Raw genomic sequence first — 26762 nt, forward strand, 5'->3', positions numbered from 1 at the left:
CATGAGAATTTTCTCTAAAAAACACATTTATTTCTCAATCATTGCTATGGCGATGATGGCAGTTTCATGCAATGATAATGTTAATGAAGGTTCTGGGGGAGGAGACGATCCCGAATATGCTGAAAATTCATTCACATTGGCATCTGAAATAGAAGCAGGAGGTCAAACTCAAAACTATATAGATCATATTGACGACTTGACAGAAGGCGAGCACACTTTTATAAATAATGGATTGCAAGTGCCGGGAGAGAGAGCGGCTAGAGTTATTGGCCATGATGGTTATGTATATTCATTGAACTACGGAACTGGTTTGATTTCTCAGTATAGACCTTTGGAAGCGGGAGGTTATCAATTGATTAAAGAACTAAATGGAGGAGCAGCTGTCGGCACTGAATATCCAAGATATAAAATTGTCAGCGATGACAATATGATGATTTATAATGTAGATGTGGAATATGTCTATGAAGATGAAGAAAATCAAATTATTAAAGATGTAATTCCTACAATGTCAGTAGCTACCATCCGAATACCAGATTTGGTAGTTACGGATCAGCATAGTTTTGTTATACCAACAACTGAAGAATCAAAAGCTCAAAAAGCTTACCCTACAAGAGTGGATGCTCCTATAGCCTCAAATGGTAAAGTTTATTTTGGTTTGATGAGATATGAGGATGGAAATTCAGACAAGGATAGAGTTAAAGGTTTGGAAACTTTGGTATTGGATTACCCTTCTTTAGAAAATCCGACTGTTGATTACAGCGATGTGGCTGATGGTCATACTAATGGATATAGAACGCCTTCAATGTATTTGGCTGAGGACGGGTTTGTTTATCAAAGCAATCAATTTATGAGTGGTTTTGGCTTTGATTTGAGCCAAGGTTCAAAGACTGTGATTACTAGATTAAGCAACAGTGTTTATGATGATTCTTATGTATTCAATGTGACTCAAGCATTGGGAGAAGAGGTTTCTACAGCTGGTTGGTTTTATGTAGGAAATGGAATAGGCTATATGCCTATTTGCATGGAAGATATGGCTGGAGGCGAAAATAATAATATTTGGTCCGTGGCAAAAATTGACATCAATAATAAGACAGCTGTGAAAATGAATGTTCCATTATCATATTTACAAAATTATCAATCAGGTGTAGTTGATGAAGGCAAGTTCTATATGGCTATTAGTCCAATAGGCGGAGAAGCTCACATTTACGAGTTTGATCCAACTTCTGATTCTCCTGACGCTTTCAAAAAGACTGTTAAACTTGATGGCGGCAATGTGTACATTCAAGGTATTTATCAATAATAGCAAACTATAGCGAAATGATTAATAAGAAGGTTCGCAGTTTATTATTTGACATACATTTATGGCTGGGGCTTGGAGCTTCAGTCATTCTGTTTTTGGTATGTCTTTCCGGGACGGTTTTGGTATTTGAAGATGAGGTGACTAGAGCATTCAATCAAAATGTCTATTACAACACGTCTTCGGGACAGGAGCTTCTATCCAGAGAGGAATTGTATAAAACAGCTCTTGCTCAAGGTGAAAAAGTCATGAGCATCAGCTTTTATGAAGACGTGAACAGATCTGCCGCCGTTAGAGTATTTCAGGAAGGCTCGAGAAGAGGGAAGTTGTTGCATATGGATAGGTACACTGGAGAATTTCTTGGACAGCCAAGCCAAGCTTTGAAGGATTTCTTCATGTTTAATTTTCGTATGCATAGATGGTTGCTTTTGGATACCAAGATTGGCCGGCCTATTGTAGGGATCAGCACTATCATTTTTGTGATTTTATCAGTGAGCGGCCTTGTGTTATGGCTGCCTAGAAAATTCAAAAAAGCGCAGTTCAGAAAAGGCCTCAGGCTAAAGTTAAATGCGGGTTGGAAGCGAATTAACTATGATTTGCATAATACATTGGGCTTTTATACTCTATTGATACTGCTGATTATGTCTTTGTCGGGACTGTTTTGGTCATTTGATTGGTATAGGGCTGGTATGTATAGTTTTTTTGGCGTCGAACGCAAAAAAGAACAATACGCAGTACAATCAAATGAATCTGATGAGCGGTTATCATTGGATAAGTTAGCTGAAATCAGTGCGAAGCAGTTGGGATATGAGGGAGATTTGACCTTTAGATTTCCTAAGAAAAAAAACGAGCCGTATTCCATAAGCGCTAAAAATCCAGCAGATTTGTTGGATGCTTATGACAGATTGACAATGAATCCTTATACTGGAGAAACTATAAAGGCCGATTTATTTGAGGGTAAGCATTTTGGAGAAAAAGTTATGGCTTCAATCAAGGCGATACATGTAGGCTTTATCTTTGGCAAACTTTCAAAAATAATATACTTCCTATCATGTTTAGTAGCGACAAGTTTACCTATAACAGGTTTTTTTATGTGGCTGAACAGGAGGAAGAAAAAGCATTAATTTTTATAGCTATTAATTGTTGATTTTTAATAACAGGGAATTTCAAATGAAATTCCCTGTTGCTTTATTTATCAAGGACAACCTTGGTTGTTTCTTACACAGAGATGTGGTTCGCATCTGTGGTAACCTGTTGGGCAAGGCTTCCAATGAGGCGGTCTGCCTCCATTTTTTTCAGTTAGCGACTTTTTAGACAATACTTTAACACCTTTAATACTTGCGAAATTTTTCATGATAAAAAGTTAAATAGACGTGTTATGTTTGGCCAATTTTAAGACTTGCAAACATTCAAGTCTTGAGATGATATTATCTCTTAATGAAAATGCAATGGAAAATTGATCAAGGACATCCCTGATTGTTTCTTACACAAAGGTTTGGTTCGCATCTGTGGTAACCCCATGGGCATGGCTCCCAATGAGGAGGTCTACCACCAACTCTTTCCGTCAAAGATTTTTTCGATAATGTCTTTGCACCTTTAATGTTCGCAAAATTTTTCATGATGAAATATTTGAAAATGATAAAACGCTCGACCTTTTTGAGACCTTCGAGCTTCAGGTCTTGGATAATATTTTATCTGTAAATTCAATCATTTCCATTTTAAGGAATTATTGAATATTTAATTTTTTAAAGAATAGCTGATACTAAAAAATATAAATGTCTAGTAAATATTGAGATTAATTATATTATTGTCAATTTTTTTAAAGAAAAAATCTATGAATTTTTCAGTAATATTATAATTCGTTATTTCAGGTATTCAAAATGCAAACTCAGCATACATGCTGAAAGCTTTTTTGACGCGAGTTAATCTTGTCTTTTAGATTTTTCTTGAAAATTTCATCCACTTTTTGCGGTCTTTCATTCTCCGATTTTCTAGGTTCGTCGTGTTCTTTTTTATAAAAAGGCTTCTTGGATCTAAGTTGCGGGAAATTTAAGCATGACATATCATTATGAAAAAGCGTATAATTTCCCTTTCGTTAGGAGTCTTTGTGTTGGTGATTTCCATTGGTATTATAAAGAATTTGCCAACTAAGGCTAGCACTGATTCACAAGCAGTATCGGAACCTAAAGGTGTTCTTGTGGAAGTTGTTCAGCCTCTAATTGGCACTGTGGAACAATCTATTGAAGTGACAGGAAGACTAAGAGCTGTTGATCGATATGAAATCGTTTCTGAAGTTGATGGGCAATTATTGTCATCGGCGAAGATTTTCAGAGAAGGAGCTATTTATAAAAAGAACGAAATTCTTCTTCAAATAGACGCTGAAGAGTTTGCCATTGGTATTTCGGCCGACAGGGCTGACTTTGTTAATCTGATAACAACTGCACTGCCGGATCTAAAAGCGGATTACCCATCTTCATATCCTCTGTGGAAACAGTATTTGAGTAATGTGAGTGTAGAAGATGAGCTACCTGCTTTGCCAAAAGCGGGCTCTGAGCAAGAGAGGTTATTTTTAATTGGGCAAGGGATTCATGGTTCATATTATAAAATTAAGTCAAGTGAGGAAAAACTGAGAAAATATACACTGAGAGCACCATTCACAGGCGTTATTACTACTTCAAATGTGGACGCTGGTACTGCTGTGAGGTCTGGTTCTGAGTTGGGGACTTTTATATCTTCAGAAGCATTCGATTTGGAGGTGACTGTGCCTCTCGCTGAGATGAAAAATTTGGCAATAGGAACTAAAACAGTGCTTTACTCATCCGATATTGAAGGAGATTGGCAAGGTCGAGTTGTTCGTATTGGTGGTGATGTTGACAAGTCTTCGCAATCAGTGAAAGTATTCATCCGAGTATATGACAATCATTTGAAAGAAGGGATGTTTTTGAATGCCAAGATGGAAGCCAAACCGTTTGTTGAAGCTATGTCCTTGCCTAGGAAATTGCTTAATAATAATCATGAAGTTTTTATAGTTGAGAACAATATTTTGAAACTAAAGCCTGTGGAAGTCTTGTCTGTTCAAGGCGATCAAGCAGTGATTAGCGGATTGGATTCAAATGCATATGTCTTGAAAACAGTGATAAAAAGCGCTTATGACGGCATGAAAGTGAGAGTGAAACAAGGCTAAGTTAGTGGTCTTGTTATCAAATCATTTTAAACTTAAATAAACAGATTGATGAAAAATATTATATCATATTTTATCAAGTTTCCGCTGGCTGTCAACATAGTGATGGTTATGGTGGCTTTGTTTGGAATAATAGGTTTGTCTAGGGTGCAAAGGAACTTTTTTCCAAGCGTGCCTACGAGAAATGTGTATGTTGATATTCTCTATCCAGGAGCATCACCTGAGGAAGTTGAAGAAGGAGCTATTTTGAAAATTGAGGAAGAAGTGAAGGGCATTTCAAATATGGACCGAATCACTTCTGTTTCCATGGAGAATTCTGGTACTGTAACCATTGAAATGCTGAAAGGCGCGGATATGGATGAGGCATTGGATGATGTGAAGAACGCCGTGGATAGAATTGCCTCATTTCCTATTGATGTGGAATCGGTTGTTACTTATAAGCATGATGATATAAACTTTGCGATAAATTTCGCAATTACTGCTCGAGAAGGCAAGCCAGTGGACTTGAAGGTTTTAAAAGAGACTGCTCAGCAGGTGGAGCGAGATATTTTGAAAATGGATGGAATTTCCAAAGTGGAACTAAATGGCTATCCAGAGGAAGAAATAGCTGTTTTGCTAAATGAAGACGCTCTTGAAGCTTTCGATCTTACATTTTCAGAGGTGGCTAAAGCCGTCTCATCGACAAACTTGGTAATGACAGGGGGTAGTATCAAAGACGGTGAGGAAGAGTTTTTTATTCGAGTGCGAAATAAAAACTACCAAGGATCCGGTTTAGAGAATATAGTGATTCGAAATACCGATAATGGAGGTGTAATCAGGCTAAAGGATGTCGCGGAAATCAAAGACCAGTGGGAGGATTCTCCGTCAAAAGTTCTCTTTAATGGCAGTCAAGCCGTTATAGTCAATATTAATACTACATTTGATGAAGATATTGTAAATGCTTCCGATCAGATAAAGGCGTATTTGGAAAAATTCAATAGCAACCAACCATTGCTTTACGCAGAAGTAAACAGAGATACATCTGTGACGCTTAATCAAAGAATAGATTTATTGTCTGACAATGGATTGATGGGGATGGTGTTGGTGATGATTTTTCTTTCATTATTTCTTAATCCTCGTGTTGCATTCTGGGTGGCCATAGGAGTTCCGTTTTCTATGTTGGGAATGCTTGTCGTGTTGCCCATGACAACGGTTACAATCAATATGATGTCTTTGTTTGGTTTGATCTTGGTGCTGGGGATTCTTGTGGATGATGCTATAGTCGTAGCCGAAAATATCTATCGACATTTCAAAATGGGCAAGACGCCAGTGAAATCCGCCGTGGATGGGACTATGGAAGTTTTGCCAGCGGTAATCTCAGGAGTGTTGACCACGATGCTTGCATTTTCCGCATTTTATTTCTTGGATGGAAAGATGGGGGATATGTTTGCGGAGATATCGGTTATTGTCATTATCATTCTTCTTGTCTCGTTAATCGAAGGATTAATAATTCTGCCTTCTCATCTAGCTCATTCAAAAGCTTTGAAAGACAGGAATGAACAAAGCAAATGGAAAAAATACATGAGCTGGGCAGAAGATTCGTTGCTTTGGACTAGAGATAATATTTACGTTCCGCTGTTTAAAAAAGCTATTGAATTCAAGACTGTTACGATATCGGTTTTCATTTCATTGATGATATTGGCTTTCGGCTTTGTGTCAAGTCGCATGGTAGAGTCAACTTTTTTTCCTTCAGTGGATGGAGACAATTTTACAGTTACTCTTACTATGCCTTCTGGAACTGAGGAACAAGTTACGCAACAAGCTTTGGATATCATCCATGAGGCTATATGGGAAGTTAATGAAGAAATGAAACCAATGCAGCCGGAGAATAAAAATATTATCAGCCAGTCTTTTCAAAGGTTTATGAACTCAGGCAACAAGGCTATGATAGAGGTCACACTGTTGGATGCTGAAGTGAGAAATGGAGGAACGGAAGAAACAATCTCCAGAATCAGGAAAAAAGTAGGTGATATAGCCGGAGCGGAAACCCTCACATACGAAGGCTTTAATCCTTTTGGTAAAAGTTTGATAATATCCTTGCTTGGGGATGACAACGATGTGCTTCAGAATGCGAAGGAAGACTTAAAAAAGGGCATGAGAAATATGCCTGAATTGACTGATATTTCAGATAATACACCTGTTGGGAATCGAGAGATTGAGATTGAATTAAAAGAGAAAACACATCATTTAGGAGTGACTATTCAAGATGTGATTTCACAAGTCAGAGAAGCTTTTTTTGGAAATGAAGCTCAAAGACTCCAAAGAGGCAAAGACGAGGTGAAAGTATGGGTCAAGTACAATGATGATAACAGAAAGTCTATTGGAGATCTTGAAGACATGAAAATAAGGCTATCGGATGGTTCAGCTTATCCATTGTCGGAATTAGCTTACTTACGCATGGTTGATGGAGTATCGAGTATTCAACATTTGGATTTTGAGAAAGAAGTACAGCTTGAAGCGAATCAGACAGATCCAAATTCATCACTGCCTTTTATATTGGGCAAGCTTGAAAAAGAAGTTTTGGAACCCTTGTATGAAAAATATCCGGGAGTGAGAGCTTCATACGACGGTCAAAAAAGAGAACAGGAAAAGGTAGCGAAATCGGCTAAAGTGGTTATCCCGGTAGTGCTTCTTTTGATGTTTACCATAGTGGTTTTCACTTTGAGGTCCGTAAGTCAAGCTATTTTGGTTTATGCGATGATTCCTTTCTCGTTTATAGGAATTGTGTTTGGACATTGGTTTCATGGGATGTCTATGAGTTTAATGTCTTTTATGGGAATGATTGCTTTGGTTGGAGTAATGATCAATGATGGCTTGGTGTTGATCAATGCTTTGAACATTAATTTGAAGTCGGGAAAGAATTACTATGACGCATTGGTAGAAGCTGCAACGTCACGTTATCGTCCGATAATTCTCACTACGCTGACGACAGTAGTCGGTATGGCGCCTATGGTACTGGAAACAAGCCTTCAAGCTCAATTTTTGATTCCTGTGGCGCTTTCTTTGGCTTACGGTATGGTCATAGCAACATTATGCACGCTATTTTTATTGCCTGTTATGCTTATGATAGTCAATCGAATGAAAGTCATTTGGAAATCATTTAAAGAAGGAAGACAAGCTAGCGCCGAAGAAGTGGAAAGCGCGATAAAAGAAATGGAATACGAATATGAAGAAATGTAGATTTCGAGCAGGTTGAATCGAGCGAAAGTTGGATTGCATCGATCAGTTATATTTTGCGCAAGCCTAACCCACTAAGTTTAAATAATAAAAATAGAATCTATAAGCATGGATAGCATCAGACGGTCATCGAGTGAAATTGAGCTTGAATGTAATACAGACATCGATAAGAAGCATGATTTGTCTCATTTTCATGTCAATGAATTGGAGGGTGCGGATATGTTTGGAATGCATAGAATGGAGAGTGAAAAGGAAGAATTCTTTTATGCTCAGCATATGGAAAATATCACTTTCAATCTCACTCTTATTTATGGAATGGTCGTAGCGACATTGTCTACTGTATTCTTGTTGTTTTTAACGCTAAGAATAGTTGGTCGATTGAAACAGGCGAGGAAATCACCCAAAACACAGGGCAAAGACAGTATTGAAGAGACGAAAAATCCCATTAAACAAATTAGATAATGAAAAAATATAAATATGCAATGATGATGTTGATATGCATGTTGGCATTCGATGGCATCGCTCAAGATATTCCCGTTGAAGCACAGTTAACGGAAAAAATGTCTTTGAAAAAAGCGATGGAAATCGCTATGTTGAATAATTACGATATAAAAATAGCCAAAGCGTCATTGGAAAAAACAGATAATAGCGCGTTTGTCGGCAATGCAGGGCTTTTGCCTTCAATTACAGCAAGCGGGGGAGCTGAACATGCCAGCAATAATACAGAAATGGAATTGATGAGCATGAATAGCGCTGGCGAGTCATCGAGCGAGACTATCGAAATGAACGGAGCTCGAAGCACAACCTATGATGCGAATGTACGCATGGATTATGTGCTGTTCGATGGTTTGGGAAACGTCTATACTTATAGGAAACTGAAAGGAGAAAATGAAAAAGAGCAGATCCTTTACCGCCAGCAAATGGAGAATACAATGTTGGAAGTTGCCGAGCTTTATTATGAAGTTTGCAGAAATCAACAAAGCTGGAGCTTGGCCAAGCAAACCTTGAAAATTTCACATGATCGCTATCAAAGGGTGAAAGACCAGAAGGAAGTCGGTCAAGCAAGTCGTTTGGATATTTTGAATGCCGAAGTCGATCAAAATGCAGATAGCACAAGTTTGCTTCAAGCGGAACAGAACTATTTGATGGCCATTAAAAATTTGAATGTGGCTATGGGAATCTCTGTTGATCAAAACTACTCAGTTGACGAAGCGATTGTTTTCAGAGATGACTTGGACCAACAGACGGTTGTTCAAAGTGTGATGGTAAACAATGCAGGCTTACTGTCGCAAAAGAAACAAGAAGATATTTCAGAATTGGAAATGAAGATCACTAAAGCGAATAAATCTCCGGAGTTGAGCGCATATGGATCGTATGGATACAGCACGACAGACAATGAAGTGGGACAATTGTTGTACAATAAAAATGTTGGTTTGACAGTCGGCTTGACGGCAACTTTTAATGTCTTTAACGGGCGTCAACAAAGAATCGCTGAAAAAAATGCCAAGTTGGATTTATATTCTGAACAAGAAAGAACGAAGCAGTTTGAGTCCCAGTTGGAGAGAGATGCGGTCAACGCATATATTGATTATGATTACAAGAGAAAAATTGTGAACCTGCAAGAGACTAGTTTGAAGCAAGCAGAATTGAACTTTGAGACAACTAAGGAAATGTTCGCATTGGGTAAGGTTAATTCAATTGAGTTTCGAACAGCGCAGGAAAATCTTCTGACCGTCGCCAATAATTACAACGCGGCTCAATTTGATGCTAAAGTGGCGGAATTGAATTTGCTTCAGCTTTCGGGGATGCTTTTGTCAGACTCGCGAGAATGATATATATTGAAGAAGTGAAATGAGCTTATAAAATAAAGTAGTGATATTGATATAACATGTAGATATGAAACTTTTCAAACAACCATTTGGGTTAAAAGCAGGACTAGCCTTGATCATTTTTATTTGGCTTGTGATGATTGCTATGTCAATGGGATTGATGGTTTTGTTTGGTTACAGGAGCTTTGATAATCTAGAGTTTGATTTGACTATATTCATTTTCATTCTCACCAAAAGTGTTTTTGACGCGTTTGTTCTTTATCATGTAGTTGTATTTTTCAATAAGGTACTGCCCTGGAGCAAATATTGGGCATTGAGATTCGTCGCCGATGCATTATTCTTAGTCATATTGATAGGGCTGACAATATTCTTTAGCAACATAGTGATGGAAATAGACTATGAGCTGGCTAAAGAGCTTAGACATAATATATCGACTAAGCATGATCACAAAGAATTGAGGTTTATTATGCCTGTCGTAATGAATACGCTGTTTTTGTGTTTGATAGAACTGATTACTCAATTTCAGGCTCAAGCCAGTTTGAGAGTGAAGATCGCCGAGCTTGAAAAGGAAAAGACTGATACAAAATACTCCGTTTTGAAAGAGCAGTTGGACCATCATTTTCTATTCAATAATTTGAGTGTGCTGTCCTCATTGATCTATGAGGATGTGGAAAAAGCGGATCATTTTATACAAGATTTTGCCAAGATTTACAGATATGTGTTGAAGATAAATGCTTTGAATCTAGTTACAGTGGATGAAGAGTTGGATTTCATCAAAGCTTATCTTTATCTTTTCAAGAGTCGCTTCGAGTCTGGGTTTGAGTATGAATTGAAAGTGTCGGAAGAAAATAGCAAATGTTTCATTCCTCCATTGACATTGCAGGTTTTGGTGGAAAATGCGGTCAAGCATAATGAAGTTTCCAAAGCAAATCCATTGAGATTGAAGATTTATTGCAAGGATAAGGAGTTGTGGGTGGAAAACAATTTGCAATTAAGAGAGGAAACTACAGAGTCCACGAAGACAGGCTTGAGAAACTTGGAAGAAAAATTTAATTTGATGGAAGCTCCTTCTCCTTTTTTTGGAGTTGTTGGCGGAGCATTTATTGCCAGAATTCCCTTAATAAACAAAGAGCATGAATAAAGTATTGATCATTGAAGATGAGATGCCTTCTGCAAGAAAGCTGAAAGCGTTGATAAATACCATTGAGCCTGAGTTCATGATTCTAGATATATTGGAATCATGCGCTGAAGCGATACATTATTTGTCAGAGAATACAGTTGATTTGATATTTTTGGATATTCATCTGGCTGATGGCAATGCTTTTTCTGTTTTCGACCAGATAAAAGTTGATTGTCCTATTATTTTCACAACAGCTTATGATCAATATGCTTTGGAAGCCTTTAAGCAGAACTCAGTCGATTATTTGCTTAAGCCTGTGTCTAAAGAGACACTGACTGTGGCGATAGACAAGTACAAAAATGTATTTGCGGATAATGTTTCTGCTGACAAGGTGGATTATCAAATGCTAGGGGATTGGATTGCCAAGCAGGAACAGTCCTATCGCAAGAGATTCATGGTGTATTTCAGGGATACAATACGCAGTGTAAAGGTTGAAGAAATCGCTTATTTTTTTGCTGAAAGCAAAGCCGTATTTTTAAGAACCACGGATGGAAAGACGTATGATTTGAACCATACGCTTGACCATTTGGAGCAAATACTCTCCCCGGAGATGTTTTTCAGGGCTAATAGAAAATATTTAATTTCGATAAACGCTGTTAAAGAGGCGTTAGCTTACTCTAAAAGCAAATTGAAATTGATGCTTTTGCCTGAAACGGAGGGAGAGGTGTTCATTTCCTCAGAAAAATCCGTCAAGTTTAAAAATTGGCTGAATGGTTGAGTCTTTTAACCCAACCATCTTTTGAATTCTCCAGCTTTGTCTTTATTGATAAGTATATCAAAGTCTGTTTTAGGCTTTAATTCCACATAAAGTTTATAGTTAAAATGTGTTTGAACTTTGCAAATCGCTTCAATATTGGTGATTACTTTTCTTGAAACTCTATAAAATTCCTGAGGATTTAGATCTCCTGCCAGTTGTTCCAGCGTATTGTTGATAATGAATTTGTCGTTCTTGTGCGTTATTAAAAATGTAAGATCATCAGAGTAGAAATAAGCGATGTCATCGACTTTGACGCTGATAAAGTCGCTTCCTTTTTTCACAAGAAAGCGGTTCTTATATTCTTTGGGTTGATATATGTTTTTTATGACAGAGCTTAGATTCTGAGAAGTAGTTGTGGATGGTTTTGAGTCTTCAAATTTTTGAATTGCTTTTTCTAGCGCTTTATAGCTAAGGGGTTTTAGCAGATAAGATATGCTGTTCAGTTCAAAAGCCTTGATCGCATAAGTATCGTAGGCTGTTATGAAAATTACAGGAGAGCTAACGGTTATTTCATCGAAAATTTCAAAACTATTGCCATCGCTAAGCTGGATGTCAAGAAATATCAGGTCTGGTTGCTCATTGGCCTTAAACCAATCTACGGCTGATTCCACACTCGAGATCTCAGCGAGTATTTCATGATTCAAGTTTATTTTGTCTAATGCTCTTTTGAGGTTTTTGATAGCGGGTTTTTCGTCTTCTATGATGACTATTTTATGCATATTCTTTAATAGTGAAAAGTGGGGCTTTGATAATGAATTCGTTTTCTGATTTTTGAATGTCTATGCGCTTGTTTCCAATTAGTTCGTAGCGGATGTTTATATTTTCCAGTCCAATTCCATTGGAATAGTAGGAGCTGTTCTTTTCTTGCAAATTGTTTATTACGATGATTTCATCTTTTTTCTGAATGACTTGGCAGTTGACAGGATGTTCTTCGTCTATTCGATTATGCTTAATGACATTTTCAACAAGTGTCAATAATGTGAATGGAGGTATGGAGTAATTATCATCTTTGATTTGAATATCCATGGTAAAACAATCGCCAAACCTGCTTTGAACCAAATTGCTGTATTCCGTCACTATTTTTATTTCCTCTTCCAATGGAATGAGGTCTGTCGATCTGAAATTCAGAATCGATCGATACACTGAAGCCAAAGACGCTAGGAATTCATGGGCAGAATCATTTTCAGGTTCTATTAATGATTGCAAAGTATTGAGGTTGTTGAATAAAAAGTGCGGATGAATTTGAGTTTGGAGCGCATGCAGTTGGGCTTTGGAAGCTTCCTTCTCGATTTCAGCTTGTTGTGCTTCCAGATTTTTTATTTGAACAAAATATTGAAACATAAAGCCAAATGAAGAAATGACAACACCTTGCACAACTCCTTCGGAGAAATAATATCTGATATAGTCCCATTTTAGAACATCATCTTGAGGCGTGTAAATGATCATCATTTGTTTTGCGAATGAATCAAATCCAGCATTTAGAAATCCAATTAGCAAGCTGGAAATAATAAATACGACTAGACTTATATTGAATTTTTTGATTAATGTTTGAGCTGTGAACCAATAGATATAAATCTTGAAAATATCAAAGGCAAACAAGATAAAGCTGAATTGCTCTTGTTGGTTCGCAGGTCTTGTTAAGTTGGCTATGATCAATTCAAGATAGATTACCAGAGCCAATAGTATAGGAATGGTCCAGAAAAAAACACGTAATCTTTTGTCCATTAATTTTTGTTTAAAAACTTTATAAAGATGAAAATAACTATATATATTGTGTTATAAAAATAAGTTTTTTGAAATTATAGTGATATTTTTAAAAAGACATGTTTAGAGCGGATATAAAGAGCGAAAGAGACGAGGATATATGTATTCTGATAAAAGTAGACAACCATTCATATAATTATATATGCGAGTGCGGAGAGGCGAAAAGCTTAACCGTCAAAGAATGCCAAAATGCAAATGCTATTTTTTTAAGCCATACGCATATCGACCACTTTGTTAATTTTGACACGATTTTGAGGCATCAGATCGGAGTAGGAAGAAAAATAGTGATTTGCGGGCCTGAAGGAATTATCGGTCAGGTTCAAAGCAGGTTGAAGAGTTATTGTTGGAACCTAATTGACGAGAATGCGATTATTTATGAAGTAAGGGAAATACACAAGGGAGGCAAGATCAAATCTGCGATTTTAAAACCTCCGCATTGGAATCAAGCTGATGAAATGGCCTTTTCGAGCGGGAGAGTTTTTGAGGAAAAGGATTTTTACGTTGAATATGAGATATTGGATCATAAAACCGATTCCATAGCTTACCTATTTAAAGGACATGATAAGGTTAAGATCAATTTGCCTGATGGATACAAAGGAGGAAAATGGATTGCCGAATTGAAGCAGGCTTTTGAGAATAATGATAGAGAAAGGCTAATAAAAATTGGAGAAGAGAAGCATAAGGCTAAGGATTTGTTTCATATGATAAGCATTCAAAAAGGCAAAAGACTAGGAGTAATCATGGATCATCTAGCTTGTCCTGAGAATCACGAAAAGATTAAAAAGAAATTCACAGGTTGCGATGATGTCATTATAGAGAGCTTTTACAAAGATGAGGATAAAGAATTAGCGGAAAAGAATTATCATAGCTACGCATCTATGTCAGGTCATATCATGAAGCAATGTCAAGTGTCTAAGGTTGTGCCTGTCCATTTTTCAAGAAAGTACAGCGTTCAGGAAATCGATGAATTGATTGAGGAGTTTAATGAAGCTTTTATTTAATTTTTTGACAGTAAAATCAACTCACCGCTATAAGAATGTAAACATTGATAATTGATAGCAGTGAGTTGGGCTTATTTACCCAATTAGGTATTTGTTCTTAGGTAAATAGGAGAGTGCTTTGACTAAGGCTAAAGTTGCGATGAAGCAAATTGTTCCAGTGGATATAATAGCTACAGGAGTTGATAATTCAAGTCCTTTGATAAGGTAGCTGTATACTGGACCTAATAAGAACATATGCGCTAGATAGATTCCAAAACTTAATCGCGAGATTTCTTTGATAACCTTGTTTATCGATTGGTTTTCTATTTTGATGCTTTTGATGATCAGAAACAAGCCAACAGTCATCATTGCTACATTAGGGGTGCAAAATCTCCAAGAGAGTTCAAGTTGATACAAATCCTTTGCAGTGCCCATCTGATGCTTGAATACAAAATAGGTGACAGCATATCCAATTAGAAATGTCGGTATGCCGACAATGAGGTTTTTACTTGTTGACCAGTTGACAAATCTGCGAAAATATACAGCCAAAACTATATAGCCAATATATCCTGAGAAGTACCATAGAGTGTGAAATTCATTCCAATAGACTTCTCCGAGCATATTGGGGAATATCAGTTTTGCGAAATGATAAAAAGTGGTTAAAAACCAAATGCCTAAAAAGAACTCCATAAATTTCTTCGAGGATTCTTTTAGCCATGGAGAAATAATAGGCATGAATAAATAAACTCCGATAAACATGTACATGAACCACAGGTGACCGCTCGGCATGTTGAAGCTATGCGTAAGCGTGTAAAGTTGCGTTTTCATCGTTGCTAAGTCTATGGCACCCCAGAGATAAGGCAGAACAGCATATAGAATGGACCATATGATGAATGGGAACAGAATTCTGGAGAATCTTCTTTTGTAAAACGTTTCAGGAGAATCTTTGAGTGGGAGCAACAGATAACCAGAAGCAATGACAAATAAAGGGACGCAGGCTCTCATCGCGCTGTCGATAAGATTTACCCAGAAGCCATTGTTTTCATCGATTTTGATTTCCAGCATCGAAGGTCCTAAATAAAAAATTTCGCTGGCATGGACTAAAAGCACCATGAAAATTGAAATCACTCGCAAATAATCCAAATAATAAATCCGCTTTTTAGGGGCTCCGGATCCAGTAGGGCTTTGATCTTCCAAAGCAGTTGCAGTGTATGCTGATTGACTCATCTTAAAAATGTTTTTTGGTTTGAAAACTAAAATTTCTGCATGAATAATTCATTTGGCATTGCCCGAAATTAGAATTCAATGATTACTTTCATCTAGATAAGTCGATTACAAATCGATTATTTTTAACGAAATTTTTAAAAAACATGTAAAAAATCGCCTTCAAAATGCGATATGCGTATTTTTTAACTAAGTGATCATCTCAGATGTATCAGTAGGGTAGAAAGGAAGACCTTTTGATAGTTAATTTAAGTTTGTTCGAAATTCTTTAGGGGAATAGCCTGTTTTGTTTTTAAAAAGTTTGCTGAAGTGTTGCGGGTATTCAAAACCCAAGTCATAGGCAATTTCACTTATGGAGGACGCGCTGTTGAGCAATTTGAATTTTGCTTTGTTGATCAAGTAAAAGTCGATATGCTCTTTGGCGGTTTTGCCGGTTTCTGATTTCAGCAAATCGCTTAGATACCCTGGCGATAAATTGATTTTTTCAGCTAAAAATGCTACCGTTGGCAATCCGGATTTGGAAAGTATGTCCATATGGTAATACGTTTTCAACAAGCCTTCCACTTTAGTCAATACATCTCTGTTTTCTGAGGACCGGGTATTGAATTGGCGTTCGTAAAATCTATTGCAGAAATTCAGCAAAAACTCCAGTCCAGAGACAATGACGCTATTGCTATGCTTGTCGATGCGTGATACCGCTTCGTTTTCGACGATTCTCATGCAGTCCGTGACAGTTTTTTGCTCATCGGCAGACAAATGCAATGCTTCATGGACATCATAGGAAAAGAAATTGTACTGATGAATTTTATCGCCTAACAAAGTGTTGCGAATTAATTCAGGATGAAACAGTAGCATCCAGCCGGTCGCATTGTCTTTGTTGGAGAACGAGAATACTTGGCCGGGAGCCATGAAGCTCATGACACCATCAGCGAAGTCGTAAGTGTTTCGGCCGTATTCCAAGCCACAGCTTCCATCTTTCATTGAAATGCTATAGAGAGTATTGACATATTTTTGATTGATCCACTCTTTTTTAACTTTATAGTCCTTCATGTCAATGACAGTAATCAGAGGATTTTGGGGCTTGTCAAGTTCTAGAGACTCATGGACTTGGTTTATGGATTCGATTTCTATATGCATATTGCTTTGATGTGGCTTATTAATTCTTTTGGGTAAAATCTTAACGTATGAATTGATTGGATTTGTGTTGATTCCAAAGAATAATTTTGTTTGATGAATTTGTCGTATTATTTATTGACGGAAAAAGGATGTTTGCCTTTTGCTTAAAGATCAGTCAAACAGAAATAGTAAAGAAAATACTTCCCCGAGTTAAGAAGGAGGGGAGTATTGGTCTAGAGCATTGAAGAGATAGGTTCAATGTATATAGTTAAGGATGAAATAATGAGATTTTTATCTTGAATTCAGATACCGAGTCTCGACTTTTCAGAGAATTTATAGTTGAAACTGATTCTTGATGTTTTGAATGAATTCATCTTCATCTGTTGATTTTCGAGCGGTCAATAATTGCTGAGCGTCTTCGCCTGCTCTGTAGCGCATTTTATTGGACTTGTCATTCGCCGCTTCGAATATTATTTCGGCGACAAGCTCCGGTTTTGACGATTGACTGCCCATTCCACCAAATGCTTGCATTACCTGTGAAACAACTCCTTGATATTCTTCGAGTTTTGGATCGTTTTGAAAATCAAAAGACCTTCCCGAAAAATCAGTGTCAATAATTCCCGGCTCAATGATTTTTACGTTGATGCCGATATCGTTAAGCTCAAAAGCTAAGGCTTCCGAGATTCCTTCCACTGCGAATTTTGTCCCATGGTAAAGCGACCCTAACGGAAATGTCATTTGCCCTCCAATAGATGAAACATTGATGATTGTTCCGTTTTTGTTTTTTCTAAAATGAGGCAATACAGCTCTTGTGGTATCCAATAATCCAATCACATTGGTGTTGAATTGACGAACGATATTTTCTTTAGGAAATGCTTCCAATGGTCCATAAGCTCCGTATCCAGCATTGTTGAGCAAAACGTCTATCTTTCCGAATTTTTCTATTCCGGCATTTACAGCTTGATCAATCGATTCCAAATCCAGTACGTCCAGTCTAGTGACCAAAACATTGTCCAAGACGTTAAGCTCGTTTTCATTTTCAGGAGAGCGCATGGTTGCCACTACATTCCAACCATGCGCATGAAAGTGCCTGGCAACAGCTTTCCCTATACCTGTGCTGCTGCCAGTTATTAAAATTGTTTTGTTCATTAAGCTTATTCCTTATTTGGTGTAATTCAAAGCTAGAGATTTGCTTTTCTAATTTTGTATACAAAACAAGGATATTTGTATACATATCACGGTTTTTGACATATGTTCAAAGTTTGAATTTTTGAAATCTTGAAAATTTTATAAAATTTTCACATGCTATTTAGAATAAATAAAAAGTCAATCCGTTCCCATTGTATTGATTTCTCTTAGTTTTTATATAATGTCTTTGAGAATAAAACCGCTGTTTGAGAAAATTTTTTATGCATTGACTAAAGTGCCTATAGAAATTATTCAAGTCATGTTCAACGGTGTTTTATTCAAAGTCAGCAGCATTAAGCTTTGATGAAGTGAAGTAGATTGTGTAAATTAAAAATCATAATTCATGTTCAAACTGCATTATACTGTACTTTTAATGTTTTTCATCCCTTTCCTTAGCGCGTGCAAGTCCACTTGCAGCTTCCCCATTGTCAAGTCTCGTACTATCAAGACGGATAACGCGATCCTCATTGTTTTGGCTTATCCTGAAGAGGTTGTGAGAACCACTGAGGCTTTTTATTCCAATTTGCTTCCCCTGATAGGGATGGGAAAGAAAGGAAGCATACGCGCTGGACATGCGGCGATGGTGCTTGTCAAAAATGGCAGCAAAGAATTTGAATATTATGATTTTGGAAGATATATAACTCCCGAAGGATATTCTCGAATGAGGAGCAGGGCTTCGGATCCCGAGACAAAAATAGATGTTAAGCCAAGGTGGAAAGGCGATGAGCTGGTGAATGTTGAAGAGCTCTTGCAGTGGCTGTATGATCATCCTGAGAAAACCAAGGGCATTGGTGATCTGTATGCTTCACTAAGCACCGAAGTGAATTACGAAAGGGTGAAAGAGTATATCAAGATTATAGAAGAAGAGGAGCTTTTGGAATACGGGCCTTTTGTTAAAAATGGAAGCAATTGCGCTCGATTTGTTACTGGTGCCATGTATCATGGTATAATGGATGAGGAATTGCAAAAGAAAGTTCGCAAACTATATCATATCACACCTTCGGGGCTTGGAAATGTGGACGCCGCGAATTCTTTGGATAATTATTTTGTAGTCAATGAAGACGAAATATTCCAATCGAATAAAGATCTTGACAAGATTCAAAGAGATATCATTTTCGACTGGGGCAAAGGGCATCAACCTTTGAGCGAGAAAGGCACTTTGTCCGCTCCTAAGAACGCGGAGTATGAAATTGGTGAAAACTGGCAATGGCTGGGAGGTTTTGGCTCAGGAGGGTGGTTTGATGTCAAACCTACACAAAAAGATGGCTTTTATTTAATCGCACATTATAATGCATTGGGAGAATGCGTTTTCAAGTCAGTGTTTAAGACCAAGCAAGATTTGGATGTGGAAGAGCCCTTCACTGTAACATATCCATCGCACTTCAGAAAGTGCACGCTTATTCAGGATGATGAAGAAATTATCTTGCAAAGAGTCAAAAAAGCTAAAAGATATGTTTCGCAGTCTCAGCTTCTTTCATGACAAAGTAGCTGACTTCCAATTAATATTTTAAAAATTTCATATTAGTAATAAATCTGAAGATTCGTGTGGTGGACGCGAATCTTTTTTTGTGTCCAAGAGTTTGATCTGTGTATTGTATTCAAGACTCTGTGTATAGTATACAGTTGACTTTATAAAATCACCGATCTTTGTGCTATGGTTATTTCAAAAAGAAGCTTATGAAAAAATTAGTTGTGTTCTTATTATTTCTATTCAGCAGTGTGAATATTTTCGCTCAAGACAAGGTTGATGAAATATTGGGTGTATGGGAGATCAAGGATAAAACCGCAAAAATGGAGGTTTTCAAATGTGGCGAAGAATATTGCGGCAAATTATTATGGGGCAAGGACATTGTGGAAAAAGACGGTGTTACTTCCAAGAAGGATGTGAAAAACCCTGATCCGAATCTTCGAAGCAGAGATATTGTAGGAATTACGTATTTGAAAGGCTTGACTTTTGACGGCGATGAATATGTCAATGGCAGAATATATAATTCCTCCAATGGAAAGACATACAAGTGTTATGTGTGGTTTGAAGATGATATTTTGCACCTGCGCGGCTATTTGGGGCTTCCTACTATGGGGCAAACGACTAAATGGTTTCGAATCAAATAATGATAAATTATGAAAAATAAGAGTTATTTGAATAAGGATCTGACTGGAAAGACAATAGTTTTTACAGGAGGAACAGACGGCATGGGAAAAGCTGCCGCTCAGAAGCTAGCTGGTATGGGAGCTACGATTATGTTGCTTGGTAGAAGCAAGGAAAAAACGATGAAAGTCGTTGCCGAGTTGAATTCCATAGCTGAAAAGGAAAGCGTAATGTACATTCCATGCGACTTGGCTTCTCAAAAGAGTATTAGAAAAGCGGCTGAATTAATTTTGGAGCATTGCCCAAAGATAGATGTTTTGATCAATTGCGCGGGGATGAATGCAGGTGAAAGAGTAATCACAGAAGATGGCTACGAAATGAGCTGGGCTGTAAATCATCTTGCTCCATTTTTATTAAACAACCTTTTGTTGGATAGAATGAAAGCTTCAGCTCCGGCTCGCATTGTAAATTTATCTTCCGCGACTGAAAAATACGGACATATCCAGTTAGACGATATTCCATTAAAAAATAAATGGAGCACATTTAGGTCATATACTCAAGCGAAATTGGCGATGAATATGTGCACAAGAAAAATGGCCAAGGAATTGGAAGGTTCGGGAGTCACAGTCAATGCTTTGAATCCTGGATTTATAAAAACGAATCTACTAAGAAGTCTAAAAGGCTGGGAGCTGATTATCGGAGTTCCGTATATGTTTTTTTTCGCCTCCAAGCCTGAGGTAGGAGGAGATAGAATATTGCGCTTGGCTTTGTCAGATGAATATGAAGGAGTAAGCGGCAAATACGTGTATGAGGACGCTGTAAGAGATCCAAACCCTGAGGCATTGGACAATGAGTTAGTAGACAAAGTTTGGAAAATGTCTCTTGAGCATATAGGATTTTGATAATGATTAATAGTGGGATGAAATGACAGATTTCTTAAAAATCATGACTTTGTCGGAAATGTTCAAACTTATAAACTTGCCGGCGCCTAAACACCCTTTGATAACGCTTATAGATTATTCCAAAACTCCTTTGCAAGCTCAATTGCCTCCTTGCAAGGTAATTTGCGATTTCTATCAGATAACCTTGAAGAGTGATAAAAATGGTTTTCTTAAATACGGCAGAGAGAAATACGATTACCAAGAAGGGTCTTTGATATATCTTGCGCCGGGCCAGGTAGTACAGTTTTCTGATGCTCAGGATATTCAAGTGGACAAAGGCTGGTCTTTGTTTTTTCATGCGGATTTGATCCGAAGTTTTTCTTTGGAAAAGAAAATGAAAGATTATGGCTTCTTTAATTATCAATCCAATGAAGCCTTGCATATCTCTGAAAGAGAAAAAGAGATCATAGATTCAATAATAAAAAAAATGCAGATTGAATTGGATTCGCACCTTGACGAATACAGCGAAGAAGTGATGGTTTCGAACCTAGAACTGTTGTTGAATTACTCCAAAAGATTTTATAACCGCCAGTTCATAACGCGCAAGCGGTTTGATGTGGGGCTGATCGCCAAGTTTACCGAGCTATTGGAAACCTATTTTGATGAGGACAAACAGAAACAACTCGGTTTGCCTACAGTTCAGTATTTTGCGGATGAACTAAACTATTCGTCAAATTATCTAAACGAGCTGATTAAAAAATCAACGGACAGGAGTATTTTGGAGCATGTTCATTTTAAAGTGATTGAGATGGCAAAGACCAAATTGCTGAATACTAATATGAGTATTTCTGAAATCGCTTACGAGCTTGGTTTTGAGTATTCGCAATACTTCAGTCGATTGTTTAAAAAGAAAACGGGCATGACGCCTATTTCATACAGAAACATTGGTTAAATGGAATTTATACAATACACGATTAATTGGACAAAAGGAGAAATTCTTGAAGCAGGAATTACGGCGGCTTGCGGAGGCTTAATTGTTATTTGCAGTTTGTTGTTTTGGAAATTTGGCGAAACCCCGTTCGCTAAAGCTTTGATAGTGCCGTTGCTTGTAGTCGGTTGCATTCCTTTGATTACCGGTATTTCTGGAATTATGATGAATAAAAAACGTATCGTTGCCTTGGAAAAGGAATGGAAACTCGATGAACATAGATTTTTGATGGAGGAAAAAGAACGGGTGGAAGGTTTTGACGAGATTTTCAAATATACATACCCAGGAGCTTTTATCTGTGTCGTGGGAGGAGCTATTTTATTTTTTCTTTTGGGTTCCCCAACATGGAAAGCGGTAAGCTTGTCATTGATGGTGATAGGATTGATGGCTTATTTTATTGATCACTTCGCCGCAGAACGAGCGGATATTTATTTAGAGCATATTAAAAGTGCTTTGAAACAGTTTGAAATCTAGATTTGGTATTTATTCGAATTAACTATTTATTTGTTGATGAATAGTTTGATTTTATTGATATCAAGTATAGTGTATGCAACGATCTTTTTTCTTCGCTCTTTTAGTTGTTTTTAGCTTTTGTATAGTATCATTTGATCGGGTTGAGCATAAGGTTGACGAAGACCTTTTTGTTTTGCATGAGGCAATTCCGAAATCTGGGAAGTTGAAATTTTATTGGAAAGACGGAAACGGCCGACGTTTTGAATCTCTTGGAAATTTGAGGAAGCATTTGTCTGAAAATGGCGAGAAGTTGATTTTTGCTGTTAATGGAGGAATGTATGACAGCAAGCGAAAGCCGCAAGGATTGTATGTGGAAGATGGGACTGTTAAGCAAAATCTGGATACTTGTGAGGATGGCTATGGCAATTTTTATATGCAGCCTAATGGCGTTTTTTATCTAAAAAAAGAGGGCAAAGCTGAAATAGTTTCAACCCATGATTTTGAATTGGATTCCACCATTGAATTTGCTACTCAATCGGGGCCGATGTTGTTGATAAATGGAGAGTATCATAAGAAGCTAATGAAAGGTTCCGCTAATGTGCATATTCGCAATGGAGTAGGGATACTTCCAAATGGAAATGCGCTTTTCGCCATGTCTAAAGACAAAGTTAACTTTTATGATTTGGCAACTTTGTTTAAACAGAAGGGATGCGATAATGCACTGTATTTGGATGGTTATGTGTCAAGAACTTTTGCTTCAAAGTCCAATTGGGAACAAATTGATGGCGATTTTGGTGTTATTATAGCAGAGGTAGAATAGTTTCAGTCTTGATTTTTAATTAGTAATCGAAAAGATCTTTGCAAAATTGATTATTCTTTTAAATGATATTTTTGATCTGTTTAATATAATTGTATGTCTTTTTGATTCTGCTGATTGGTGTAAAAGTTAAATAGTGTGAAATTAAATTATTTGGTGATTTTGTTGTTTTAGTAGGGTTTTGATATTTATATATTCGTGCAATAATTTATTTTAACCTTGAAATATATTAATTACATGAAGAGTTTAATCACCCTTATTGCACTAATTTTTTTTGCCAACAGTATTGTTTCCGCTCAGAAAAATGAATTCACAGTCAGACTTAATGAAAGTACGGTATTATTAGAAAATAGCTATTATGGTCTTGGCATTGGCTTGGGCTATGAAAGAGTTTTAAATTCTAAATTTTCTGTTGGCGGTTTTTTTGATATAGTTCCAGACTTTAGAGGTCAAAGCGAAGCTACTATCGCGGCAGGAATTGAAGGAAAATTCACATATAATAAATTGAAAAGAGAAGACAATGCAAAGAGAGGTTATAATTTCATTTATGCAGATGGAGTTTATACGAACGATATGTCAGATGAGAGAACTTATGCATTTGTAGCTGGTTGGGGTATTCGCAGATCAATTCTGAAATCAAAATTCTTTATAGAAGGAAAGGCAGGTGTCGGCATTATGCGTAATTATATTGATGGCAGTAATTTTATTTATGCTGATAATGATTTTCTCCCGCATCTCGAATGCAAGATTGGCTATAGAATATTTTAGCTTATAAAAGCGTTTAGAATAAACGATGATCGGTATTTCCAATGTGTTTTATTTTACACTGGAAATATCGATTTTAATTTTTTGGACTTAGAGTCATGGCATATTGTCAAACATGTCGAATGCCTTTCGATTTACTAAATAGCGCAACAAAAAGATTACAAGATGAAACAAAGCGAGGTGAACAATGAAAATAAGCATATTTGGGACATCAATGCCGAAGAGTGGGATCAGCATATGGGAGATGAAGGAAATCAATGGCATAAAGAGCTTATAGCCCCGGAAACCGAACGTTTGTTGGGCATGAAAACGGGTGAAAGGCTTTTGGATATTGGTTGCGGTAATGGATTGTTTGCCAGAAGAATGGCTCGAAAGGGAGTGGAAGTGACTGCGTTTGATTTTTCGGGAGAGAATATTGAGAAAGCGAAAAAATACAATACTGAGCATATTAAATACATGGTGCTTGATGCTACTTCTTCATCTGATTTGAGTAAGCTAAAGAATGTAGAGTATGATGGCCTTGTTTCCAATATGGTGTTTATGGATATGCCGAATATCGAATGCTTGTTTGAGAATGTTGCTGATTTGATGACTGACAAGGGTAGTTTTGTTTTCTCTATCCAGCACCCTTGTTTTAATTCTGAATTTGCCCAAACCAAGGAAAATGGAAACTTAGAGTTAAGCGATTATATGGCAAATAGTACTTCAAAAGGTATAGCTATACCGTCGCAGAAAATAGAGCAATATTATTTTCATCGACCTATCAGTTATTATATGAACTTGGGTTTTGATCATGGACTTGTGGTTTCAGGTTTTGCAGAACCTGTTTTTGCAAAAGAAGTGAATGGTTTCTTTTCGAAATTTCCTCCAGTTATGATCATTAGAATGTCAAAAAGATAATATCTAATAACAATCATTAATTGTCATGATCATACTAATTTTTTAGAAATAAAAAATGTGGTAAAATAAGTTTTTTAACCGAAACTTAACCATATCTATGAAAGTAGTTTTTTTACGATCCTGCATCTTTTTACTTTTTGCTTTGTCGTGTTTTGGCCGGCAAGCTTTGGGTGCGAATGAAATAGTGAATGAAAAGCGAGTTGATAAAACGGAAGTTGAATACTATGATTTGATGATTACTGTTGATCCAAGAGTAGAGTTTATGGATATTTTAAACATGATTTCCAAAGTCTCTACCTCTTTACCTGCTTTGCAAGAGGATTATAAGCTCAGGATTCTTGATTGGTTTGATCAAGAGGGTTTGGATGAGCTAATGCAAGAATATGCGAATATGCACAAACGGATATTTAAAGGAGATGTGGCAATGCCTGTGCAGTTTGTATTGTCACTGGATGATAATATGCAGTGGAATGACAATTTATTCAGTGACGAATTGGGCGAAATTCCAAAAAAGGATCTAAATGAACTGTCTGATTTGCTCCGACAAATTCAAAAGCAATCGAACTTTAACAGCTTTTACCATTCGAACCAGAAGTATTATCAAAAATCGATTTCCAGATTGGTAGACGTGTTTGAAAAGAGTGATGAAAGACAATCCTTGATTGATTATTTCAGAGTGAATGATCTTGAGATGCAAATGAAGTTGATGCTTAGTATTAATGGAGCAGGGAATTTTGGGGTTCGTTTGTCCGATACTCACGGGAAAACGCAAGAATATGTTGCTTTGATCAATCCCAACACCTTGATGGAATGCAACTCGCAATGGCCTCAGTTTGACAAATTCACAACGCATAATTTATTCTGGCATGAATTCAGCCACACACTGGGAAATACTTACATTTACAAGCATGGGGATTTGTTCGTGAAATCGGAGAGCTTGTTCAAGCCTATTGAAATGCCCATGAATGTTCAGGCCTATCCTGATTGGATTACCTGCATGACTGAGCATCTTGTAAGGGCGGTTACCGTGCGCATGGCTGAAAGAAAATACGGCAAAGAGATTTCGCGATTGTATTTTTATGACTTGGAGAAAGCCTCGGCTTTTATTTATATAGATGTGTTTTTGGAAGAGCTGGAAAAGTATGAACAAGATCCAGAGATGAGTTTTGAAGAGGTTGTAATTGCTATTGGACAGCGATTGGCAAGTTTGCCTAAGGGATATGGACAGAAGCTTTTTAGCCAATTGGAAGAGAAGATGCTTGAGACGCCTACTTATATCGATGCAAATAAAAATATGTATGCTGATTTGATCATTGTCGTTCCCGAATCGGTTGATCAGGTTGACATTTCAAATAAGGTGGAATGGCCGGGCAATCAGATGCACGAGGCTGTCAACGGTTGGTATTATATGCATATTGATGGAGAGAGCAAAGTCAATATGATTTTTAATAATGGCAAAGGATTTCAAACAGATGATTTGTTGGGAATTTCATCTGCATCTTGGTACGATGGCGATGAGAATAAATGGACTGAACCAAAAGCGATTCATAAATTTGAAAAGTTTATAGACGAAGATGGTCTTACGGTATTTTTCAGGTCAAAAAACGCTTTTAAGGGAGTCCCGAATTTATACTATTGGAAGGAGTTGGTCAGCTTTGAAGAATATATTGTTGATTTGAGAAATAAGTTTTTTAGCGATACTGAGATTGTTTCCGGCGAAGAAGCTCTTGAAAAGGATTTGTCGGATTACAACATTTTGACTTATGGGAATGCGAAGAATAATGCTTACATCAGTTCGATAGCTGAAAAGCTTCCATTTAAAATGTTGGCTAATGGGGGCTTTGTTGCGGACAGAGTTTATGATGATGATGATATTGTGCTCACATCTAGCTGGGTTAATCCGGATAACAAATCGAAGAGTTTAAAAATAGTATATTCCGCCAATAAAGAGAACTTCATAGAATCTGAAACTGTCGCTAGAGATGGTGTCCATTTTCATATTATGAAAGATCTTATTCCCTTGAGAAGCGGAAATTATAAGCCATATGATTATTCGGTCTTGAGATTTTGAGTAAGATTGTTTGTAAGTAATTAGCGACCATTAGGTATAATCACGATTGAATTTTATGCCATTTTA

General features: G+C 37.1%; 25 protein-coding genes. 18 read left to right on the forward strand and 7 right to left on the reverse strand.

Going from position 1 to position 26762, the window contains the following annotated elements:
* Position 1 precedes the first annotated feature (1 nt).
* Both AABK36_RS20735 and AABK36_RS20740 read left to right on the forward strand, forming a co-directional pair.
* A complete protein-coding gene (locus tag AABK36_RS20735; RefSeq protein WP_309940521.1) occupies positions 2 to 1300 on the forward strand; it encodes a hypothetical protein in 1299 nt (432 codons plus the stop codon).
* Positions 1301 to 1317: 17 nt separating this feature from the next.
* A complete protein-coding gene (locus AABK36_RS20740; RefSeq protein WP_309940519.1) occupies positions 1318 to 2421 on the forward strand; it encodes a PepSY-associated TM helix domain-containing protein in 1104 nt (367 codons plus the stop codon).
* A 71-nt stretch (positions 2422 to 2492) separates the two neighbouring features.
* On the opposite strand, the gene AABK36_RS20745 is transcribed toward AABK36_RS20740, so the two are convergent.
* The gene (locus AABK36_RS20745) at positions 2493 to 2651 is read right to left on the reverse strand and encodes a hypothetical protein (protein WP_309940518.1); all 159 of its coding nucleotides are present in this window, start codon (positions 2649 to 2651) and stop codon (positions 2493 to 2495) included.
* 106 nt (positions 2652 to 2757) lie between these two features.
* The gene (locus AABK36_RS20750; protein ID WP_309940517.1) at positions 2758 to 2916 is read right to left on the reverse strand and encodes a hypothetical protein; all 159 of its coding nucleotides are present in this window, start codon (positions 2914 to 2916) and stop codon (positions 2758 to 2760) included.
* 449 nt (positions 2917 to 3365) lie between these two features.
* Between AABK36_RS20750 and AABK36_RS20755 the strand changes: the two genes are divergently transcribed.
* From AABK36_RS20755 to AABK36_RS20780, 6 genes are all read left to right on the forward strand, one after another.
* A complete protein-coding gene (locus AABK36_RS20755; RefSeq protein ID WP_309940514.1) occupies positions 3366 to 4481 on the forward strand; it encodes an efflux RND transporter periplasmic adaptor subunit in 1116 nt (371 codons plus the stop codon).
* 48 nt (positions 4482 to 4529) lie between these two features.
* On the forward strand, positions 4530 to 7697 hold the full coding sequence (locus AABK36_RS20760) for an efflux RND transporter permease subunit (RefSeq protein ID WP_309940512.1): 3168 nt from the start codon (positions 4530 to 4532) through the stop codon (positions 7695 to 7697).
* 105 nt (positions 7698 to 7802) lie between these two features.
* Positions 7803 to 8156, forward strand: coding sequence for a hypothetical protein (locus AABK36_RS20765; RefSeq protein WP_309940510.1), 354 nt, complete (start codon positions 7803 to 7805; stop codon positions 8154 to 8156).
* Positions 8156 to 9526: a TolC family protein gene (locus tag AABK36_RS20770; protein WP_309940507.1), complete on the forward strand. Its 1371-nt coding sequence runs from the start codon at positions 8156 to 8158 to the stop codon at positions 9524 to 9526. Before AABK36_RS20765 ends, AABK36_RS20770 begins: the two co-directional genes overlap by 1 nt.
* A 64-nt stretch (positions 9527 to 9590) precedes the next feature.
* Positions 9591 to 10664: a sensor histidine kinase gene (locus tag AABK36_RS20775; RefSeq protein ID WP_309940505.1), complete on the forward strand. Its 1074-nt coding sequence runs from the start codon at positions 9591 to 9593 to the stop codon at positions 10662 to 10664.
* Complete coding sequence (locus AABK36_RS20780; protein ID WP_309940503.1) at positions 10657 to 11421, forward strand: LytR/AlgR family response regulator transcription factor; 765 nt, start codon at positions 10657 to 10659, stop codon at positions 11419 to 11421. The genes AABK36_RS20775 and AABK36_RS20780 overlap by 8 nt, the downstream gene beginning before the upstream one ends.
* A 5-nt stretch (positions 11422 to 11426) precedes the next feature.
* Here the strand turns inward: AABK36_RS20780 and AABK36_RS20785 are convergent, their stop codons facing one another.
* Positions 11427 to 12179 carry a LytR/AlgR family response regulator transcription factor gene (locus AABK36_RS20785; protein WP_309940501.1) on the reverse strand — a complete coding sequence of 251 codons (753 nt, stop codon included), beginning with the start codon at positions 12177 to 12179 and terminating at the stop codon, positions 11427 to 11429.
* A complete protein-coding gene (locus AABK36_RS20790) occupies positions 12172 to 13185 on the reverse strand; it encodes a sensor histidine kinase (protein WP_309940497.1) in 1014 nt (337 codons plus the stop codon). Before AABK36_RS20790 ends, AABK36_RS20785 begins: the two co-directional genes overlap by 8 nt.
* Positions 13186 to 13283: 98 nt before the next feature.
* Here AABK36_RS20790 and AABK36_RS20795 point away from each other — a divergent pair, with 98 nt between their 5' ends.
* The gene (locus tag AABK36_RS20795) at positions 13284 to 14225 is read left to right on the forward strand and encodes an MBL fold metallo-hydrolase (protein WP_309940495.1); all 942 of its coding nucleotides are present in this window, start codon (positions 13284 to 13286) and stop codon (positions 14223 to 14225) included.
* A 75-nt stretch (positions 14226 to 14300) separates the two neighbouring features.
* Here AABK36_RS20795 and AABK36_RS20800 read toward each other — a convergent pair whose 3' ends face one another.
* The 3 genes from AABK36_RS20800 to AABK36_RS20810 form a co-directional block, all read right to left on the reverse strand.
* Positions 14301 to 15431 (reverse strand): acyltransferase, encoded by a 1131-nt coding sequence (locus AABK36_RS20800; RefSeq protein WP_309940493.1) that lies wholly within the window; start codon positions 15429 to 15431, stop codon positions 14301 to 14303.
* Between the two features lie 240 nt (positions 15432 to 15671).
* Entirely contained in the window at positions 15672 to 16565 is an 894-nt protein-coding gene (locus AABK36_RS20805; RefSeq protein WP_309940492.1) for a helix-turn-helix domain-containing protein, read from the reverse strand.
* 312 nt (positions 16566 to 16877) lie between these two features.
* Positions 16878 to 17693, reverse strand: coding sequence for an SDR family oxidoreductase (locus AABK36_RS20810; RefSeq protein ID WP_309940490.1), 816 nt, complete (start codon positions 17691 to 17693; stop codon positions 16878 to 16880).
* Positions 17694 to 18075: 382 nt separating this feature from the next.
* Between AABK36_RS20810 and AABK36_RS20815 the strand changes: the two genes are divergently transcribed.
* The 9 genes from AABK36_RS20815 to AABK36_RS20855 all read left to right on the forward strand — a co-directional run bounded on the left by AABK36_RS20815 (position 18076) and on the right by AABK36_RS20855 (position 26696).
* Positions 18076 to 19212, forward strand: coding sequence for a DUF6695 family protein (locus tag AABK36_RS20815; RefSeq protein WP_309940488.1), 1137 nt, complete (start codon positions 18076 to 18078; stop codon positions 19210 to 19212).
* 197 nt (positions 19213 to 19409) lie between these two features.
* Entirely contained in the window at positions 19410 to 19844 is a 435-nt protein-coding gene (locus AABK36_RS20820) for a DUF2147 domain-containing protein (RefSeq protein ID WP_309940486.1), read from the forward strand.
* 9 nt (positions 19845 to 19853) lie between these two features.
* Complete coding sequence (locus AABK36_RS20825) at positions 19854 to 20723, forward strand: SDR family oxidoreductase (RefSeq protein WP_309940484.1); 870 nt, start codon at positions 19854 to 19856, stop codon at positions 20721 to 20723.
* A gap of 22 nt (positions 20724 to 20745) precedes the next feature.
* On the forward strand, positions 20746 to 21654 hold the full coding sequence (locus AABK36_RS20830) for a helix-turn-helix domain-containing protein (protein ID WP_309940482.1): 909 nt from the start codon (positions 20746 to 20748) through the stop codon (positions 21652 to 21654).
* Positions 21655 to 22164, forward strand: coding sequence for a hypothetical protein (locus AABK36_RS20835; protein ID WP_309940480.1), 510 nt, complete (start codon positions 21655 to 21657; stop codon positions 22162 to 22164). It begins immediately after the preceding gene.
* A gap of 73 nt (positions 22165 to 22237) precedes the next feature.
* Positions 22238 to 22963 carry a phosphodiester glycosidase family protein gene (locus tag AABK36_RS20840; RefSeq protein WP_309940478.1) on the forward strand — a complete coding sequence of 242 codons (726 nt, stop codon included), beginning with the start codon at positions 22238 to 22240 and terminating at the stop codon, positions 22961 to 22963.
* 234 nt (positions 22964 to 23197) lie between these two features.
* Positions 23198 to 23728: a hypothetical protein gene (locus AABK36_RS20845; protein ID WP_309940475.1), complete on the forward strand. Its 531-nt coding sequence runs from the start codon at positions 23198 to 23200 to the stop codon at positions 23726 to 23728.
* 162 nt (positions 23729 to 23890) lie between these two features.
* Positions 23891 to 24625 carry a class I SAM-dependent DNA methyltransferase gene (locus tag AABK36_RS20850; RefSeq protein ID WP_309940473.1) on the forward strand — a complete coding sequence of 245 codons (735 nt, stop codon included), beginning with the start codon at positions 23891 to 23893 and terminating at the stop codon, positions 24623 to 24625.
* A 97-nt stretch (positions 24626 to 24722) separates the two neighbouring features.
* On the forward strand, positions 24723 to 26696 hold the full coding sequence (locus AABK36_RS20855) for a DUF4932 domain-containing protein (protein WP_309940471.1): 1974 nt from the start codon (positions 24723 to 24725) through the stop codon (positions 26694 to 26696).
* The last annotated feature ends 66 nt before the right edge of the window (positions 26697 to 26762 follow it).

It is taken from the genome of Aureibacter tunicatorum (assembly GCF_036492635.1).
Lineage (GTDB): Bacteria > Bacteroidota > Bacteroidia > Cytophagales > Cyclobacteriaceae > Aureibacter > Aureibacter tunicatorum.